Raw genomic sequence first — 17,510 nt, 5'->3', positions numbered from 1 at the left:
CGCAGCGGCTGTCGGCATGGTCAGCCGCTGTGAGCGCGGAGGACACACGCCGCGCCGAGAGGCATGCCCGACCGTACGGGCCGGTGGCGACGGCCGTCCTCACAATCCCGCGATCCCATTCCACCGCTTGCTGAACTCCACGCGCTCGTCCGCGTCGATGTCCCGGGCGATGGCGAGCCGGGTGCGCATCTCCTCGTCGGGGAAGATCAACGGGTTCTCGGCGAGGGCGGCGCTCTCCTCGTCCCGGGCGGAGGCCAGGACGTCCCGGGCGGCCGGGACCGGGCACACGTAGTTGACCCAGGCGGCCAGCTCGGCGGCGACCTCGGGATCGTAGTAGTAGTCGATGAGCCGCTCCGCATTCGCTTTGTGGCGGGCGAGGTTGGGAATCATCAGCGACTCGGCCCACAGCTCGGCGCCTTCTTCGGGGACCACGAATTCGATGTCCGGGTCGTCGGCCTGGAGCTGGATCACATCGCCCGAATACGCCTGGCATGCCAGGACGTCACCACTGGACAGGTCCTTGATGTAGTCATTGCCCGTGAAGCGCCGGATCTGACCTGCCCTCACCTGCCTCTCCACCTGGTCACAGACGGTGTGGAAGTCGTCGGCCGCCCACCGGGTGATGTCGACGCCGTTGCCCTGCATCAGCAACGCGAACGCCTCGTCCAGACCGGACAGCAGAGTGACCCGGCCCTTCAGGTCGCTCGCCCACAAGTCCGACACCTGCCGTATTTCCCGGCCGGTCCTGCGCCGGTTGTACGCGATGCCGGTGATGCCGCACTGCCACGGCACCGTGCACGTGCGCCCGGGGTCGAACGCGGGCGACCGCAACTGCGGATCGAGGTACCGGGTCACGTTCGGCTGCCGGGCTCGGTCCATCTCCTGCACCCACCCGAGCCGCACGAACCGCGCACTCATCCAGTCACTGACGACGATCAGATCGCGGCCGGTCGGCTGACGGTTCATCAGCGCCGGGCTGATCTTGCCGAAGAACTCGTCGTTGTCGTTGATCTCCTCGACGTACTCGACCGAGATCCCGGTACGCCTCTCGAAGGCCTCGAGGGTGGGCCGCCGTGCAGGGCGCTCGTCGTCGGTGTCGATGTACAACGGCCAGTTCGCCCAGTTCAGCCGCTGATCGGTGGAGGACAGATCGACGGCGGCGCGGTCGCCGGGAGGTACATACGCGGCCGGGACACCACACCCGGCGAGTCCGCCGAGCACCGCGCCGGAGCCCAGCGCGCGCAGCAGCGTACGGCGGGAGAGCGGAGGGACCGTCATCAGGGGCATGGGGGCAGCATGCCGCGCCTGCTGATGACCCGACAATCGACACCGCGTCGAGAGGCCGGGCACTGGTACCTGACACCTTGCCGAAAGCCTCTGCCCGCGGGGCCTGAGCCGAGGGGTTGTTATGACGGCTGTCATGATGGATGCTGCCTCTCGGTGTCGCCTCAGCCGAGCAGGACGAGCCGGGAGGGCCCGAAAGTGAGCGAAAGCGTCGCACGGGCGATGTGGGAGAGGTTCGAACCGGTCCACCAACTGGTCTACTTCACCCCCGAGGTACGCGAGGCCGTGGAAGGCCTCGGTCTACGGGGCTACTGGAAGGGCTACTTCGCCTTGCGCGCCGCGCCGCTCGGCCCTGTGTCTGCCTCCGTCGTCACCAGCTGCTTCTACGTCTTCCATCCCGACCGGGCGGCGAGCGTGCTGCCGGACGCCTGGGATCTCGCCCCTCCCCAGCAGCTGATCGAGGTGCGCGAGCGTGCCGTGGGGGCCGCGATGACCAACTTCTACGGTCCGGATGTGGTCGCCTCCGCCGAACTGGCCGAGGCCGCCGACCTCGCCTGGGAGGCAGCCCGCGCCGCGGACACCGCCGGACGGGTGCTCGGCGTGGCCAACCAGGAGCTGCCCCGACCTGCCCAACCCCATGTCAGGCTCTGGCAGGCGGTGACCACCTTGCGCGAACACCGTGGCGACGGACACGTGGCCGTGCTGGTGGGCCGTCGTCTGGGGCCGGTCGAGGCGCTGGTACTCAAGAGCGCGACAGGCGAAACCGACGCCGAGTTCCAGCGACGCGTCCGTCGATGGAGCACCGAGGCGTGGCGTTCGGCGCAGGCGAAGCTGCGCGAGCGAGGCTGGATCGACGAGGAGGGGCGCCTCACCAGGGCCGGGGCGGCCGAGCACGAACAGATCGAGGCGGACACGGACGCGGCGGCGGCCACACCGTGGCAGACGCTCGGCACCGACGACACCACCCGCCTTGCCCACCTCCTCGAACCGCTCGCGCGACGCGTCCTGGACTCCGGAATCGTGCCGACTGGCAATCCGGTTGGCCTGACGGAGAACACGTGGGGCTCGACGGGGTGAGGGGGTGACGCAGCGCCCCACCATCGGGACCGCGGCGGACAGCCGCGGCCGCACGGCGATCCGGAGCGCGGGTTGCCGGCTACCGAGTGCACCAGCACCGGTGGTGGCGGCACAACACGAAGAAGCACGGACGCAGCGTCGACGGCTCCCTCACACCGTCGGCCAGAGGAAGACGGCGACCGCGAGTCCGAGCCGAACTGCTGCAGCATGCGGTTGGGGCGGCGAGCACGGATGCTGCGGCGACATGGCGCATGATCCGCCCGGACCGAGACAGAGGCAGTGAGCAATCGTCGCGCCACGCCGGCAAGTCACGCTTCGTTGCCGCCTTGGGGTCCCCACATGCGCCGGTTCGGTGCCTCCAGCCTCGCCGGTGCGACCGGCCCCGGATCAGGATCGGATCACAGTGACAGTATCCCCGACGCCGATGGAGCCCGGCTCGGTCACGGTGCCCAGTGCGTCCAGACGCTTGTCGTGCGCCCGGGCGATGGTCTTCAGCACGAGCGGGGAGTGCGGCAGGTCCCGCTGGGGCTCGCTGACCATGATGCAGCGCTCGCTGGAGCGTTCGAACGTGACGCCCACCGCGCTTCCGATGCGGACGGTGGAGCCGAGCCACTGGTCCTCCACGAACGCAGGTGTGCCCGGTGGTGTGCGGATGAGGAGGTTGGGCCGAAAGCCACGCCAGGCCGGACGGACAGTCAGTTGTTTCCTTCAGCACGGCGGAGGCGCTGGAAGCGCAGGCACAACGGCCATCGGGACGAGACCCAAGGCGGCGGCTACCGCGACAGGCGTCTAGTTCTGACCACGGCACAGCGCGCGTGCTCGTCGGCAGTCACTCACCCCTCGTCCTGCGAGGAGGGGTAGATCCGCCACAACTGGGTGAGGTTCGGGCCGCCCCACATGCGGGTCAGGCCCACCAGCCGGTCGTTGCCCTGAAGATGGTCGACGATGGCCAGGGCGTAGCGCGGGTGCACGACCGAGACCATGTAGTAGTCGTTGCCACGCTCCGTGTGGGGGACCGGCCGCCAGTGCTGGTTGAGGCTGTCGGTGCGTTCTCGGAGGGTCACGGTGTCGGGCGGGTTGGCGCCGGCGGTCAGGCAGCGCTGGTTGGCGTAGGTCTCGACCCCTACGGTTCCGTGGGCGTTCTGCCGAGGAACCACCGGTGCGAGGTGTTGTCCTTGGCGAACAGGTCCTGAGCCCGCGTCTGGGTGTGATGCCGACACCGTCGTGCCAGTCGTTGCACATGAAGTAGGTGCCGGTGACGTGATGGGTCATGGTCACCGATCCGCCCGCGAGCAGTACGAGGTCGGCCGACTCGGTGCTCCTCAGTCTCGGGACTTCTCGAACGCGTAGGCGGCGCTCGTCAGGTCTTCCCGACGGGTGGTCACCCACAGGCCGCGCATGCGACGCAACCTTGCGGCGGCGCACTGAGGGATTCAAACAGGCGAGGGAGAACATCCGTGGCATCGAGGTGCGGCAAGAGCGAACAACGGACCGTCGCCCCGACGGTGCCGCTGTCTCATACGCCGCCTCTGCCACGACGAGACACCGGGCTCGACAGGCTGGCCCAGCCAGGCGGGGAGGGTGCTCACACGGCGAGGATCGCGAGGACCGGCGACCGTACTGACCCGCTGGCCGAGACAGTCCCAACCGACCCTGGGGCTCTATCGGACAAAGGTTCGAATGTGTGGGCGTATGGTGCGGCCCGGTGCAACGCCAACGGATCGAGGACTGCGCGGACGCACGCGCCGACCGAAATTGACAGCGTTTGCACAGGGGGCGAACCTGGAGTCAGACGTCCTGAACGGCTCCTCAGAAGTCCGTATCGCAACCAGACTTGCGTTCGTCGACTCCGGCCGCGCCCGAGAGGAGACTTGCATGCACGGGCATGTGCGAACCATCACCGATGACGAGCCGATCTCCATGATCAAGGTCAGCGTCTACCGCCCCGACCTCACGCTCATCGGCCACGCCTTCACCAACGACGACGGTTCGTACAGCGTCGACGTGCCCGCCGGTGAGACCGTCACCGTCCGGTTCGACACCCATCACTCGCTCAACAACGCGGACAGCTGGCAGCCGTCGGTGGTCACCGAGGTGGTCGCCGACGACACAGTCCCGCTCGATCGCCGTCTGGTCCCCGTGGGCCAGTTCGCGGATACGGCGCGCGGTATCGACGTGCTCGCCGCCGGCCTCCTGGCCTCGGCCGTGGAAGGGCCGGAGTACGCCGCCCACGCCACGACGCGACTGTCCCGGATCAAGCAGGACACGCTGTTTCTCCAGCACATCCAGGCAGCCCTCATGGAGCACTTCACGGACCAGGCCGACGCCTGATGGGCCGTACCTGACCCGGCACGCGGTCATCGTGCCGCGACTCCTCCTTGTCCGTCACCCGGACCACCCGTGACGCGAAGTCGCGCAACTGAAAGGACGGCGTCATGCCTGAGAAGAACGTCGCCGACGAGGACGTGAAGGCGGCCATCGAGAGGCCGGACACCGGCGATGGACCCGGCACCGACAACCTTGACGACCTTCCGGAGAGCGACTTCGTAGGGTCCGCCGAGGACGACGCGGACGCCGGCCCCCAGGCGACCGCCACCATCCCTTACGACTGTCCCGTCGCGAACTTCATCGACGAGCTCAGCGCGACGGGCCACGTCACCCACACGCCGTACATGAAGACGTCGGTCACGCTGCACCACAACGCCGGCCGGCTTTCGCACCAGGATGTGCTCGACGTCTGGAAGGTACGTCCCGCTTCGGCCCACTTCGACGTTGATGCGGCAGGCGACGTCGCTCAGTACGTCAAGGTGCACGAGTACGCCTGGGCCGTCGGCAACACGGTCGGCAACCAGAGCTCGATCAGCATCGAAATGGCGAACGCAACACTCGCGCCCAACTGGACGGTCGGCGAGGCCACCTGGAAGAACGCCGCACGTCTCGCCGGCTGGCTCTTCGCAGAGGTGATTGGCGAACGCCCCAGCAGGAGCAACGTCTTCTACCACCACCACTGGTCCTCGACAGTCTGCGCCGGCCCGTACATGGACCAGATCTACGACCAGGTCCTCGCCGCGGCGCAGGTGGCGTACGACCACTTCAAGGACGCACACCCCACCCTCCGGCCGGATACCGAGCCGGTACCGGTCGAGCGCCAACGCTGACCGTCAACGCGTCAAGGCTTGGCGGCGTCCACGACATGGCCGCCCTGCAACAAATTCATCAGGTCAACGCCGTTGGAGGCCGCCGCTGCCTCCGCGACCACGCATTCAGCCGCGGTCAAATCTTGGGCCCGGGGTTCTTGGGCTGTCCTCCCATTCGGTGGTCGCTCCAGTCGATGCCGTCGTCGTGTTCCCTGGAGGACGCGAGCCCGAGGAACCCGAGAAGGGGAGCTGCGATGAGGAGTGCCCCGCACAGGCTGCCGATCGCCACGTAGGCCCCGGCAGCGATGACGGCCCAGAACACGGTGTCGCACACGATCCGCGCCCACAGCGGGAACGGGGCACGCCACGCGTGGTAGCGGCGGTACATGCGCACGAACTTGCCGGTCGCCCGCTTGGATCGGCTGACCTGTCTCCGGCCTGTCCCAGCCATGTGGCCATTGCTGTGCGGTCCCGTCTTCTTCTTCCCCATAAAGCTCTGTGTCCCTTCGAGCGACTCTCGACACCCAAACAAGAGGCACGGCCACTCCGGCCTTCCGCTCGTTGCGGAGCGGTTGTCTCAGACGGAGGGGCGGCGGCCCTGGTGCAGGCCGGTCGTCGCTGCGGCGGCGGCGAGTAGGCGAGCAGTGAGTGACAGGAGCACTCTGTCCACGCCACGAAGAAGTTGAGGGCAAAACGCGGCCCCTGTTACTTGTTGCCCACTGTTCCGTATCACTCGGATGCCACGTCCACCTATATTTTCCACGCGTGGTGTTGACGCGCTGACACGCAGTCAGGCCTTACGGGACCTGTGGTGCGCCGTCCCTCCGCCACGGTCCGCCTCCCCGCGGGGGAGCGGGGAGGTCACCCGAAAGTGAGTAACAGCGGGCTGATGTGTGGTCGTCACGGCCCGGCGCGCCCGATCCTGGGCACCCAAAAGGGGCGGCCCGGTGTCAGGCCGGGCCGCCCTGGTCGCCGTACCGGCCACCAGGGCAGTCCGCGGAGCACTGCGTCCACGCTCGATGCCTCTGCGGGCGACCGCCCGTCCAGGACCAGCACGACCCACCCGCTCGTACCGTCTGGACCGACGAACAACGGGCCTCATGGGAATCCGCATGGCGATCTGGCAAGACCTGTGTCGGCATACGCTCGAACGTCCCCAGGTAGGTACGACCGCGCGTGCCCAGCTCTCATCGTGCTCGAGGCCAGAGCACACGGGGTGGGAAAGCTGGTCGGTCAGAGGTCGGTGTACGAGGCGCCGTCAAGGACCTGGCGCAGCCGACGCGCGAACTCGTCCGGCTTCCCCGCATATCCGAACTCCCCGTCCATGAACCCGCCGTGATGGCTCGGGAACACGGTCACCTGCTGTCCGAGCAGTTCAGCGGTCGCGACGGCGGTGCGTCCGGTCAGCACCTCTTCGGACTCCTCACCCACAGCGATCACAACGCGGGTCGGCGCAGCCGCGATCGCATCGGCATCCGGCCGATAGCTGCTCACCGCCCATGACCGGTCGGAGAGCAGCGGATCGTCACGTGAGCCGTCATCCTCCGTGGGCATCCCGAACGCGGCGGGATCGGCCTCTGGCTGTGCGAAGTACGCGTCGGTGAACTCTCCCTTCCACGAGGTCATCGCCACGAACGCAGCCATCCCGGCGCCCCCTCCCCGCTTCTCGTAGGCATCCCGGACTCCCGCCCGCGCCCGCACGGCCGCCGGGCCGTCCGGCACAAGGTTGATGAGCGGCGGCTCGTGCGCGACCAGGGTCGTCACGTCTGCCGGATACTTCGCCACGACCGCGAGCGCGGTGACCGCTCCTCCACTGCTGGCGAACATCTCGACCGGCCCGACCCCGAGCGCCTCGATGACAGCGTGCACGTCGTCGGCCTGAGTCTGCGGCGTGTGGTCGACCCGCCCGTCCTTACGAATGGTGCGACCGAGACCGCGCGGGTCATAGGTGACCACCGTCCGCTCCGGAAAGCGCGCGGCGAGCGCGACGAAGCCACTGGCATCCATGGGCTGCCCGATCATGAACAACGGCGCGCGTCCATCTGCGGCCGGCAGCGGCCCGCGAACGTCATAGACCAGGTTCGCGCCGGCTGTTTCAAGCGTGTGAGTCTCCATACCTGTGTAGACCGGCTCCGTCCCCGAAACTCATCGGCGCGACAGGCATCGCTCCACGACAGGGCCGCGCTCCCACTTCGGAGCGCGCCTCCGCCTGCCTCACCCCCTTCGCCCGCCGCCGGACACGGAACCGGACGAACTCGGTGAGCCGGCACCTCGGCCGGTGTGTAGCAGGCCCCTGCCGGAAACCACCCATGTCGTCGTCCTGGGCGCCGGACTCGACGGCGACCAGCCCGGCTCGCTGCTGACCCGCAGGCTGGAGCGCGCTCTCGTGCGCTGGGCACCGGAGGCGCTGTGATCGCACTGCTGGCACCTTCGTCTCACCGACGATCCCACGGTCGAGGCGCGCTAGGCAGCCGAGCGGGCCGACGAAGCCCCGGTAACGAACTGCGCCTGGCCCAGCTCAGTCGGCGCGTCGAGTGACGGCTGAGCAGGATTCGAGCGGGAGTTGAACGGTTGCCGCGGTTCCGGGCGCGTACGGCGTGACCGCAGGTCTCCGCTCTATCCGAGCAGCACGACCAGCGTGCCCGCCGCGATCAGCAGCACGGCCAAGGAGGTCCAGCCGACACCGAGGCTGACAGGAGACTTCTTCTCCGTCCACCGTTCCGCCTGGCCTGGGTAGTGGGCGTCGTAGACCAGGTCGATCGGCTCCCCCACGCGCGGGAACGAATCGAGGTGGGCATCCACATTCCAGCGCATGGAGCGGCCGTCCGCGGTGGTGCCGGTGCAGACGAGCCGTCTCGGATTGGCGCTGTTGCCCTCGTAGATGTGGTCGACGCAGGTGGCCACCACGCGCACGCCGTTGCGCCTCATGCTCCGTTCGACGTACCAGATCCGCAGCCCGAACGGCAGGAGGACCACTCCGACACCTATCAGTCCGGTCAAGTGGCCCCCCTCAATTTCCTCACTCAGCGCCGAAGGCGCCCCGGCCGTTCACCAACCTACCCGCCGCCACCTCCAACTCCTCCCGCACCGCCGCCAGCACCAATACCCCGTGGGCGCGGGGACGACAGCAAATCGATGGAGCGGGAGGCGGCCGGTGGATCGCCTCTCAAGGAGAGGAGGCGAGCGCCGTTGCTGGCCGACCGGGGAGGCTGGCCGGTAACGGCTCAAGCCGTAACTAGTGCCGCGTCAGACAACGTTCGCCCTGCGGCGCCACTGGGAACTCGTCGAAAGGGTCTGCCTGGCGTGGCCGGGGAGGGGCCTTTCCCGGTCCCGTAGGGGTGCTTGGGCAGACGCGGCGTCGGGGCCTGGAGTGGGTTTCCTCCCGGTCTCATCGTGGGGCGGGCAGCAGCACACTTCAGGGGCATGGCCTCGAAACACCGCCTGACCTGGCCTTTTATTCCCCTCGCTCCTATGATCGCACTCGGTCGAAAGGGGGGCCGGGTGGACCGGACCGTTCCGTCGGTAGCGGCATGCGCGTCTCGAACAGGCCCAACCTGCGCGCGAGGGACGCGGCCGATCGCGTCACAGTGAATCAGGATGTGCCGTTCACGCCGCACGGACTGTGAGCTCGGCCAGCGGGTCCCCCGAAAGAGAAGCTGGTCAGTTCCGGGTGGCGCTCCCGCCGGCTGGTGATGGGGGTGGCCCGTGAGGGTCTTGGGTGTGGGGCTGCCCGGGCCGTGACTCGGGCAGCCCCTTGAGGGGCGCCGTGTAGCGTCATCAGGCAGGATTAGCCCGGCTGGTCTCCGGTATAGCGCTAGATGTCGCCGCCGGAGTTGACGCCCCAGACGGTGCCTTCGGCGGCCATGCCGATGATGGAGAGGCCGCCGGGGATCTTGGCCCAGTCGTTGCACCCGAGCGTGATGTTCAGGCGTCTCACGTCAACAGATGCGGCGGGAGCGCCTTTCGGCGCACGTCAATGCCCTTGCCGGTTCAGTGGAGCTCCCCTGGCGGCTGGCAGCGACCGTGTGCCGGGCTGTGGAGGATGGTGCCCCAAGGCAGATCTTGATCGCTTCGGCGGCGATACGCCGTGCCGCCGCGGTTCACCCGGATGGGTGCAAGGTCGTTTCGTTTGGATCACCGTGCGGACCAGAGGAAGATTCCCGCAATTGTGGAGTCCGGCCAGGTAGATGGTCGCGGTCTTCTCGTAGGGGGTGGCGATGCCCCGCCATTGCTTCAAGCGATTGATGCAGCGTTCGACGGTGTTGCGCTGCTTGTATGCCTCACGGTCGAAGGCCGGTGGCCTGCCGCCTCGGCTTCCGCGCCGCAGGCGTTGGCCGCGTTGGTCGGCGGAACGGGGAGGACCGCCCGGACACCGCGTTTGCGAAGGTGCTCGCGGATCGCGCGGGAGGAGTAAGCCTTGTCGGCCAGGACCACGTCCGGCCTGGTGCGGGGCCGTCCTCGCTGTCGAGGAACGCGAAGGCGGGCCATGACGTGTGCGAAGGCGGGTGCGTCGCCGGCCTGTCCGACAGTGAGCACGAAAGCCAGTGGCCGGCAGTGGGCATCGGAGGCCAGGTGGATCTTTGTGGTCAGTCCGCCGCGGGACCGGCCGATGGCGTGGTCGTCCGGCTCGCCGGCCGGGGCCCCTTTTTGCGGGCCCCAGCCGCGTGCTGGTGTGCGCGCACGATTGTGGAATCCACTGAGACGGCCCAGTTGAGGTCTTCGTCGGCGTCTGCCTGAGCGACCAGCGCGGTGAACACCCGCTCCCAGGTGCCGTCGATGGCCCACATCCGTAGCCGGTTGTAGACGCCTCGCCAGTTGCCGTACGTCTCGGGGAGGTGGATCCACTGCGATCCCGTCTGGAACTTCCAGACGATCGCGTCGATCACCTCACGGTGATCCCGCCACCGGCCACCTCTCTTCGGCGTCCTATTGGGAAGTAACGGCTCGATTCGCGCCCACTGCGCGTCAGTCAACGGCACACACGAACAACGACCGACGAGGGTGGTCGGGAACGGCGCTGCTCGTCAGGCCGTCCGCCCCGAGCGGAGCCGCCGAACGTCCCGCACAAGCGTGTAAGAGGCACCAAGGAAGATCAAAGCTCCAGCCCCGATCCAGAGAATCGTTGCCCCAGAACGGTACTCACGAACAGCAAGGGCGAGCAGCAACATGCTGGCAACGACACCGAAGGCCGAGATCAGGGCGCTGATGCGGTTAGTCACACCGACATCATCGACGACAACCTCCGCCAGCGGGAGTGATCCGAACAAATCGGCCTAGCCCCTTGCCGGTGCCGTCCTCATGTGAAGAGAGCTCGATCGGTGGGTTGAGCGGTGACCGGGGTGAGGCAGAAGACGCGGATGTACCGGCCAGCGCGGGCGGCGTAGGTGTCGTATACCGGAAGAGCCAACAGGATGCGGGGGCGCTGCTGTTGCTTCTCGTGGGTCGTGAGCTGCCGTGCGATGACCGGCCAGGCGCGGGCATGGGTGGTGACAGTGGCTCTGGGGTCGTGCAGCAGGTTGGTGCTCCATGCCGGGTCGCGGCTGCGGCCGAAGTTGCTGGCCACGACGATCCAGGTGCCGTCCCGGTCCTGATGGGCGCACAGCGGCGTGGTGCGCGTACGGCCGCTGCGATGTCCGGTGGTGGTCAGCATGATGGTGTCGACGAACAGCCGACTGGGCAGGAGCCGACCGCGGGTGAGCCGGTGGACGAGCAGGTCGCATCGAGGCAGCACATGGGGGGCGATCCGGGTGAAGGCACGGGTGGTGCCGAGGCGGACGACGAGCGGGTGGGGCACGGGGGGCTATGTCCTCGGGGTCGCGGGGAAGGGGATGGGCCGGTACGGCTCGTGCTGGTGCGGGCGTTGATCGGGGCGGCCCGCGTCGGGCCAGGTGGCGAAGGCCCGCTCGGCCATCGCGGTCACGGTCAGCGCCGGGTTGACGCCCAGGTTGGCGGGAACTGCGGAGGCGTCGGCGATGTGCAGGGTCGGATAGCCGTGGATGCGGTGGTAGGGGTCGGCGACACTCGTGGCGGGGTCGGTGCCGATGCGGCATCCGCCCAGGAGATGGGCGGTGACCGGCAGTCCCAGGACGGTGTTCCACAGCGGGCGGGCCCGGCCCTTGATGAGGCGGGCGTAGTGGCCGGCGACGGTCTCGGCGGCCGGCAGCCGTACTGGTTCGGGTTCGGGGCTGCCGGGGCGGAAGCTCATCCGCCCGCCGAACGGGCCGTGTCGATAGTGGCTGGTCAGATGTGAGTCCCGCTGTTCCATGGCGAAGAGCACGGCGCTGCGACGGCCGAAGTCCCGCCAGGAGAGCGGCAACGACGCGGTGAGCAGCGCCGCCGGATGGGAGCCGGATCCGATGCGGCACATCTGTACCAGCAGATCGGGGCGTGGCCGCAGCGCGGAGCTGATGGCGACGCCGGGGCCGACGTCGAAGTCCTCGGCCCAGACGGCTGTGAACACCTCGCGGTTGGTCCGGGTGTGCGTGCCCAGCGCAGGCGAGAGTCGCGGCAGGTGAGGGCGGGAGCGCTGCAGGAGTTCCACTGTGCCCCAGGCGCCACCCGCCAGCACCACCTGGCGCGCCGTCAGCACATGCTTCCTACGCACTGGATGGCCGCCGCGCGTATGGATCTGCCAGGTGCCTTCCGGCAGCGGGACGAGAGTGCGGGCCTCGGTCAGGGGCCGGATGTCGGCTCCGGCAAGTTCGGCGAGATGGAGGTAGTTGTGGTCCAGGGAGTTCTTGGCGCCGGTGCGGCAGCCGAGGATGCAGCGTCCGCACAGGGTGCAGCCGTTGCGTGCCGGGCCACGGCCGTTGAAGAAGGGGTCGGGCACCGGTTGGTCGGAGGGGCCGAAGTGGATGCCGACCCGGGTGGCGTGCACGGTTCCGGATACCCCGAGGGCGTCGGCCACCTCCCGCAGGGCGTCGTCGCCCGCCGCCTGCCTGGGCACTGGCGTGGTGCCCAGTATCCGCTGCGCGATCCGGTAGTGCGGGGCGAGTTCGGCAGCCCAGTCGACGGCCGGATCCCAGCAGGGTGACCGGAGTACGGCTGCGTCCGGCAGGTAGTGCACCCCCGCGTAGACGAGCGAGCCGCCGCCGACTCCGATGCCCGTCAGGGCGGCCAGCCGGCGCCGTACCCGCAGTCGTACGATCCCCCGGCACCCGAGCCAGGGAGCCCACAGCAAGCGGTGAGCCTGCCACGGGGAGGCGGCGAAGTCCTCCGGTCTCCGGTACGGCCCGGTCTCGACGACGGCGACGCGGTACCCCTTCTCCGCCAGCCGTAGCGCCGCGACAGCTCCACCGAACCCCGATCCCACGACCAGCACGTCATACACGGCTTCCACGGCCACCCCCACCCATCACGCCCAGTACATTACCCGTCGCATAATGTGCTCGCGACGACCCGGGAGAGTGCCCGTGACTGCCTCCGCTCCTTTGCCTGCCGTCCCCACCGCTGCCGGGGCGCTGCCCCTGCTGGGGCACGGGCTGAAGGCCGTACGTGATCCGCTCGGCTTCGTCGTGTCGCTCAGCAGGCTGGGGCCGCTGGTACGGGGGCGGGGCCCCCTGTTCACTCCTGATGTCTACATGGTCAACTCGCCGGACCTGCTCCAGCAGATGCTGGTGACCGACGCCCGCAGCTACGCACAGGGGCGGATCAGCGAGGGCATCGGCTCCCAGTTCGGCCTCAGTCTGGTGATGGACATGCGGTTCGACGGATTGACGCTGTTCGAATCCCATCGCCGTCACCGTCGTGCCGTGCAGCACGCCTTTCACCCGCACCGGATCGCCGCCGGGACACCTGCGGTCCGGCAGGCCACCGAAGAAGCGATCTGCCGGTGGCAGCCCGGCACGACGCTCCGGGTGGATCTGGCGATGGCGCAACTCGCGTACACCGTCAACGCATACGCCCTGTGCGGAGACACCCCGGCCCTCGACCGGGTGGTGGCCGGGATCGCGGGCCTTTCGTCGCACACCACCGCGGGCCTGTACTGGCGCCTGGCCCTTCCCCGGCTCGCCCGTTTCACGCACGTCCCGGGCACTGGCCGCTTCACGCGGGCTCTGACCGGCCTGCGCGCCGCCGTCACCGCCGCTCTCACTCACCACCGCCATCACGGCGCCGGCGGTGACGACGTCCTTTCCCAGCTCCTGCGAGCCCGGTACGCGGACACGGACGAGCCGCTCACCGACCAGCAGATCATCTCCGACATGCTGTTCCTGCTCTTCGCCGGCGTCCACGGCCTCAAGGACGTGCTGCCCCACGTCCTGTACGAGCTGCACCGCCATCCCCACATCGAGCAGCGCGTGCACGACGAGATCGACTCCGTCCTCCAGGGCCGTCCTGTGCAGGCCGAGGACCTGGCCCGGCTCGCGTACACCCGACGCGTCGTCAAGGAGACCCTGCGGCTGTACCCGGCGGTGTGGGTGGTGGCCCGCCGCACCCTCGTGCCCGTCCGTCTCGGACCGGCGGAACTGCCGGCGGGCACCGAGCTCCTCTACAACAACTACGCGGTACACCGCAATCCGGACGTTCACCCCGATCCGCTGCGCTTCGACCCCGACCGCTGGCTGCCGGAGCGTCTCAAGCCTCTGCCCCGCTGCGCCGACCTCACCTTCGGTACCGGAGTACGCAAGTGCATCGGCGACGCGATGACGATGAACCAGATCCTCATCGCCCTGGCCACCATCGCCGGCCACTGGACCCTGCGCACCGCGCCGGGGCACCGCTACCGGCCGCGGGTGGGCATCTTTCTCGCCCCGGGCCCGATGCCCATGACCTGCCACCCCCGTAAGCGTCCATGAGGCCAGGTCGGCTCGCCGCACATCCCGTGCACTTCGTCCATGGGCCAACAGCACGCGCGGAATCCGTGCCTGGCGCGGCAACTGGCTGCGATGACGTATCAGCCGATGGTGTGTTTGGCGGTACTTCGGTCCGGGATGGTCGTTGGGCTGATCGTGATCGGCGACGAATTACCCATGAGAACCTGCGGCGGGCGGACGAGCCGCCGGCGTTTCGCTCTGGCGCTGGCACCCCTGCTCGTGGGCGCCTCTGTCCTGCTGGCCGGGAGTGCCGAGGGAGCCGTATCGATGGCGTTCGCGGGGGAGGTGCCGGTGACGGTCCACGCGGCGCGGGTGTCCGCAGTCGGCGTGTCGGCCTCCCCGGCCGCCTCCGGCCGTGGCGGACTGCTGCCGGCGCTGGCCACGCGAATGGAACAGGCCACGGTGGAGGGTGCCTGCGTCACCTCCACCGCCCACCTGCCGGTCGTCGGAGCGGTGACGGCAGTCGTACGTATCGAGCACTCCACCGCCGCTGGCCTGACAGTGGAGACGGACAAGGCGACGGCCCGCTCGGTGAAGCTCACCGGCGCGAAGTTCAGCACCCCGCAGGTGTCCCCGAACCGGCCCACCGGCCTGTTCACCGTCGGCGCGCGGAAAGTCAGCGGCAGCACGGTGACCACACAACCGCATGCCTTCACGGCCGGGACGATCACCTCCCGGGGTGTCACCATCGATCTGCGCCAGGGTGATGGCAGCTGCGAGCCGGGAGCGGCTCGGTGAGTACGGCGACCCGCCCCGGCCCGCGATCTGGGTGGCGGGCGTGGCGTCGGGGCCGCCCGTTCACGGCGGGCCTGCTGTTGGGGCTCGGAGGGTTGGAGTTGATCTGCGTCTCCTGGGTGGGACTGGGGTTCCTGCGGTTCACCGGCACCGCGGGCGCCGCCTCATGGGCCCTGGGCACCCTGTTCGTCGTCGCCGGTGTGACGACATGGCGCAACCCTGCCCTGCGCTACTTCTCCGGCGTCCTGGCAGCCGTCATGTCCCTGGTCAGCCTGGTCGCCGCCAACCTCGGCGGCCTGCTGCTGGGCTTCCTGCTCACCGCCGTCGGCAGCGCCCTCGCCCTGGCCTGGATCCCCCAGCAAGCACCTTCGACCCCAGAAAGAGGAGGGGTGAGGTGAGTTCTCCCGCCCTGCCCGCCGCCGTCTACCGGCGCAGCGGCATCCACGACGCGGCCCTGCGCCGCGGCTACGAGGTGTGCCGCCGCGCCACCCGCGCGACGGGCGAGATCGAGTACGCCGTCTCGCTGCTGCTGCCACCGCCGCTGCGGACCGCCATCTGGGCGCTGTACGGCGCTGTCCGGGCAGTGGACGACCTGGCCGACGCGGTCGGATCCGCCGGCGAGTCGGATCCGGGGCGGGCCGAACGGCTGGAAGCGTGGATCTCGGCGTTCGACACGGACCTGCGCGAAGGCCGCGGCAGCGACCCAGTACGGCAGGCACTGATCCACACCATGCTGACCTGGAACCTGCCGTCAGGATTCCTGCACACCCTGTTCGAGGAACTCCGCCAGGACGTCCACGGACGGCAGTTCGCCACCTGGCAGGAGTGGCGGCACTACAACAGCCTGATCAACACCCCGCTCGTGCTGCGGGCGGGCTCCCTGCTGCTACGGGCCGCGGGCCTGCCCACCGAGCCGGAGGCGATCGCCGCAACCGTGCCGCACGCGGCTATGGCCTGCCAGACCGCCGTCGAGGCGATCTACCTCACCGACGCCCTCGTCGACCTCTCCGACGATCTCAACCGCGGCCACGTTGCGCTGCCGCAGGAAGCCCTGGACGAGGCAGGCGTGCACCGGACGGACCTACTGGCCCGGCGCACCACCCCGGAGTTCGAGGACCTGGTGCGCCGCCTGGCCGACCGGGCCCGCACCTGGCTGGACCACACGCCACTGCCGCCGGTGCTGCACCCGTCGGTCGGTATCGCGCTCGGCGCCTACACCGACCTGTACCGGCTACGCCTGAAGACCGTGGCCGACGCCCCCGCCACGCTGCTGCACAGCCGCCCGGCCTTGCCACGAAGCACCCGGCTGCGCCTGATGCTGCCCGCCCAGGCGAAGGCCGCGCTGGCCGGGGGCCTGTTCCCCTTCCCCATCCAGCCCTGCCCGCCGCAACCCGCACTGGCCAAGACGCCCGAACGGTCCGGCGAGGCCGAAGAGATGCGCTCGCCTGCCGCCCAGCGGCACTCGACCGTCACTCCGACTCCCCACCCCTCGGGAGTCCGCCCGCCCCAACTGCCCGGAAAAGACATGCCCCGCCACGTCGCGATCGTGATGGACGGCAATGGCCGCTGGGCCACCGCCCGCGGCCTGCCCCGCACCGACGGCCACCGGCAAGGAGTCGAGGCACTGGTCGACGTCGTCCACGGTGCCCTTGAAATCGGTCTGAAGTACCTGAGCGTGTACGCGTTCTCCACCGAGAACTGGAAACGCCCGGCCGCCGAACTACAGACCCTGATGTACGAGATTCCCCAGGGCGTGCGTCGCCTGGTGGACGAGAAACTGGACCTCCGCGTGCGCTGGGCCGGCGTGCGCTCCCGCCTCCCGGCCGACGTCATCGAGCAACTCCTCCAGGACGAGCGGACCACCCGCGACCGCACCGGAATGACCCTGACCATGTGCGTGAACTACGGCGGCCGCACCGAGATCACGGCAGCCGCAGTGAAACTCGCCCAGGAAGCGGTCGCCGGGAAGGTCGACCCCGGCTCCGTCTCCGAGCACGCCTTCGCCCGCTACCTCCATGTCCCCGAACTGCCCGATGTCGACCTGCTCCTGCGCACCGGCGGCGACCAGCGCACCTCCAACTTCCTGCCTTGGCAGGCCACCTACGCCGAGCTGCTGTTTCTCGACACCCCCTGGCCCGAGGTGGATCGCCGCACCCTGTGGGACGCGATCGAACAGTACGCCCGGCGTACCCGCCGCTACGGCGCGGTCCCCCGCATCCCCGCCCAGACCGGCCCCCTGAGTGGACACGGAGCACCGATGACGTGAGTCACGTGGTCATCCTGGGAGGCGGGCTGGCGGGAACCCCTGGCCGCCGTGGCCATGGCCCCGTACGTGGACAAGGTGATAGTCCTCGAACGCGACGCCCTGCCTGACCGGCGCGGTGGTATGTGGCGGTGCGGGGTTGGCGTGGTGGGTGGTGGCGGCCCTGGTCGGGTTGGCGGGTGATTGGACGGTGTATCCCCT

17 protein-coding genes and 1 pseudogene are annotated in these 17,510 nt (G+C 69.1%); 8 read left to right on the top strand and 10 right to left on the bottom strand.

Annotated elements, in window-relative coordinates:
- Window positions 1-99: 99 nt before the first annotated feature.
- The gene (locus AB0B29_RS35310; RefSeq protein WP_362246421.1) at window positions 100-1,287 is read right to left on the bottom strand and encodes a polyamine ABC transporter substrate-binding protein; all 1,188 of its coding nucleotides are present in this window, start codon (window positions 1,285-1,287) and stop codon (window positions 100-102) included.
- Between the two features lie 195 nt (window positions 1,288-1,482).
- Here AB0B29_RS35310 and AB0B29_RS35305 point away from each other — a divergent pair, with 195 nt between their 5' ends.
- Window positions 1,483-2,361, top strand: a complete 879-nt coding sequence (locus tag AB0B29_RS35305; RefSeq protein WP_362246419.1) for an SCO6745 family protein — start codon at window positions 1,483-1,485, stop codon at window positions 2,359-2,361.
- 387 nt (window positions 2,362-2,748) lie between these two features.
- On the opposite strand, the gene AB0B29_RS35300 is transcribed toward AB0B29_RS35305, so the two are convergent.
- Window positions 2,749-3,060 (bottom strand): MOSC domain-containing protein, encoded by a 312-nt coding sequence (locus AB0B29_RS35300; RefSeq protein ID WP_436845963.1) that lies wholly within the window; start codon window positions 3,058-3,060, stop codon window positions 2,749-2,751.
- Between the two features lie 134 nt (window positions 3,061-3,194).
- Window positions 3,195-3,518: an RICIN domain-containing protein gene (locus AB0B29_RS35295; RefSeq protein WP_362246415.1), complete on the bottom strand. Its 324-nt coding sequence runs from the start codon at window positions 3,516-3,518 to the stop codon at window positions 3,195-3,197.
- 718 nt (window positions 3,519-4,236) lie between these two features.
- On the opposite strand from AB0B29_RS35295, the gene AB0B29_RS35290 reads away from it, so the two are divergent.
- Both AB0B29_RS35290 and AB0B29_RS35285 read left to right on the top strand, forming a co-directional pair.
- Window positions 4,237-4,692, top strand: a complete 456-nt coding sequence (locus AB0B29_RS35290; protein ID WP_362246413.1) for a carboxypeptidase regulatory-like domain-containing protein — start codon at window positions 4,237-4,239, stop codon at window positions 4,690-4,692.
- 104 nt (window positions 4,693-4,796) lie between these two features.
- Window positions 4,797-5,519 (top strand): peptidoglycan recognition protein family protein, encoded by a 723-nt coding sequence (locus AB0B29_RS35285; RefSeq protein WP_362246411.1) that lies wholly within the window; start codon window positions 4,797-4,799, stop codon window positions 5,517-5,519.
- A gap of 115 nt (window positions 5,520-5,634) precedes the next feature.
- On the opposite strand, the gene AB0B29_RS35280 is transcribed toward AB0B29_RS35285, so the two are convergent.
- On the bottom strand, window positions 5,635-5,949 hold the full coding sequence (locus AB0B29_RS35280) for a hypothetical protein (protein WP_362246409.1): 315 nt from the start codon (window positions 5,947-5,949) through the stop codon (window positions 5,635-5,637).
- A gap of 782 nt (window positions 5,950-6,731) precedes the next feature.
- Entirely contained in the window at window positions 6,732-7,613 is an 882-nt protein-coding gene (locus AB0B29_RS35275; RefSeq protein ID WP_362246407.1) for an alpha/beta fold hydrolase, read from the bottom strand.
- 163 nt (window positions 7,614-7,776) lie between these two features.
- Between AB0B29_RS35275 and AB0B29_RS35270 the strand changes: the two genes are divergently transcribed.
- Window positions 7,777-7,911, top strand: coding sequence for a hypothetical protein (locus tag AB0B29_RS35270; protein WP_362246405.1), 135 nt, complete (start codon window positions 7,777-7,779; stop codon window positions 7,909-7,911).
- Window positions 7,912-8,114: 203 nt separating this feature from the next.
- Here AB0B29_RS35270 and AB0B29_RS35265 read toward each other — a convergent pair whose 3' ends face one another.
- From AB0B29_RS35265 to AB0B29_RS35245, 5 genes and pseudogenes are all read right to left on the bottom strand, one after another.
- Window positions 8,115-8,498, bottom strand: coding sequence for a hypothetical protein (locus AB0B29_RS35265; protein ID WP_362246403.1), 384 nt, complete (start codon window positions 8,496-8,498; stop codon window positions 8,115-8,117).
- An 814-nt stretch (window positions 8,499-9,312) separates the two neighbouring features.
- A complete protein-coding gene (locus AB0B29_RS35260) occupies window positions 9,313-9,435 on the bottom strand; it encodes a hypothetical protein (protein WP_362246401.1) in 123 nt (40 codons plus the stop codon).
- 183 nt (window positions 9,436-9,618) lie between these two features.
- Window positions 9,619-10,477: pseudogene (locus AB0B29_RS35255) on the bottom strand (IS5 family transposase); the annotation flags it as partial.
- A gap of 317 nt (window positions 10,478-10,794) precedes the next feature.
- Entirely contained in the window at window positions 10,795-11,292 is a 498-nt protein-coding gene (locus AB0B29_RS35250; RefSeq protein ID WP_362246399.1) for a nitroreductase/quinone reductase family protein, read from the bottom strand.
- 6 nt (window positions 11,293-11,298) lie between these two features.
- Window positions 11,299-12,837, bottom strand: coding sequence for a GMC family oxidoreductase (locus AB0B29_RS35245; RefSeq protein ID WP_362246397.1), 1,539 nt, complete (start codon window positions 12,835-12,837; stop codon window positions 11,299-11,301).
- Between the two features lie 73 nt (window positions 12,838-12,910).
- Between AB0B29_RS35245 and AB0B29_RS35240 the strand changes: the two genes are divergently transcribed.
- From AB0B29_RS35240 to uppS, 4 genes are all read left to right on the top strand, one after another.
- Window positions 12,911-14,293, top strand: coding sequence for a cytochrome P450 (locus tag AB0B29_RS35240; RefSeq protein ID WP_362246395.1), 1,383 nt, complete (start codon window positions 12,911-12,913; stop codon window positions 14,291-14,293).
- A gap of 174 nt (window positions 14,294-14,467) precedes the next feature.
- A complete protein-coding gene (locus AB0B29_RS35235) occupies window positions 14,468-15,049 on the top strand; it encodes a DUF6230 family protein (RefSeq protein WP_362246393.1) in 582 nt (193 codons plus the stop codon).
- The gene (locus AB0B29_RS35230) at window positions 15,046-15,444 is read left to right on the top strand and encodes a DUF6114 domain-containing protein (RefSeq protein ID WP_362246391.1); all 399 of its coding nucleotides are present in this window, start codon (window positions 15,046-15,048) and stop codon (window positions 15,442-15,444) included. The genes AB0B29_RS35235 and AB0B29_RS35230 overlap by 4 nt, the downstream gene beginning before the upstream one ends.
- Window positions 15,441-17,312, top strand: a complete 1,872-nt coding sequence (gene uppS, locus AB0B29_RS35225; protein WP_362246389.1) for a polyprenyl diphosphate synthase — start codon at window positions 15,441-15,443, stop codon at window positions 17,310-17,312. The genes AB0B29_RS35230 and uppS overlap by 4 nt, the downstream gene beginning before the upstream one ends.
- The last annotated feature ends 198 nt before the right edge of the window (window positions 17,313-17,510 follow it).

It is taken from the genome of Streptomyces tibetensis (assembly GCF_040647715.1).
Classification (GTDB): domain Bacteria; phylum Actinomycetota; class Actinomycetes; order Streptomycetales; family Streptomycetaceae; genus Streptomyces; species Streptomyces tibetensis_A.
The sequence above is the reverse complement of the archived record's forward strand: the minus strand, read 5'-3'. Positions and strand labels throughout refer to the sequence as shown.

Excerpts from the sequence above, each read along its gene's own strand:
- AB0B29_RS35310 (WP_362246421.1), bottom strand. The coding sequence starts at position 1,287 with ATGCCCCTGATGACGGTCCCTCCGCTCTCCCGCCGTACGCTGCTGCGC.
- AB0B29_RS35290 (WP_362246413.1), top strand. The coding sequence starts at position 4,237 with ATGCACGGGCATGTGCGAACCATCACCGATGACGAGCCGATCTCCATG.
- AB0B29_RS35285 (WP_362246411.1), top strand. The coding sequence starts at position 4,797 with ATGCCTGAGAAGAACGTCGCCGACGAGGACGTGAAGGCGGCCATCGAG.
- AB0B29_RS35280 (WP_362246409.1), bottom strand. The coding sequence starts at position 5,949 with ATGGCTGGGACAGGCCGGAGACAGGTCAGCCGATCCAAGCGGGCGACC.
- AB0B29_RS35275 (WP_362246407.1), bottom strand. The coding sequence starts at position 7,613 with ATGGAGACTCACACGCTTGAAACAGCCGGCGCGAACCTGGTCTATGAC.
- AB0B29_RS35235 (WP_362246393.1), top strand. The coding sequence starts at position 14,468 with ATGAGAACCTGCGGCGGGCGGACGAGCCGCCGGCGTTTCGCTCTGGCG.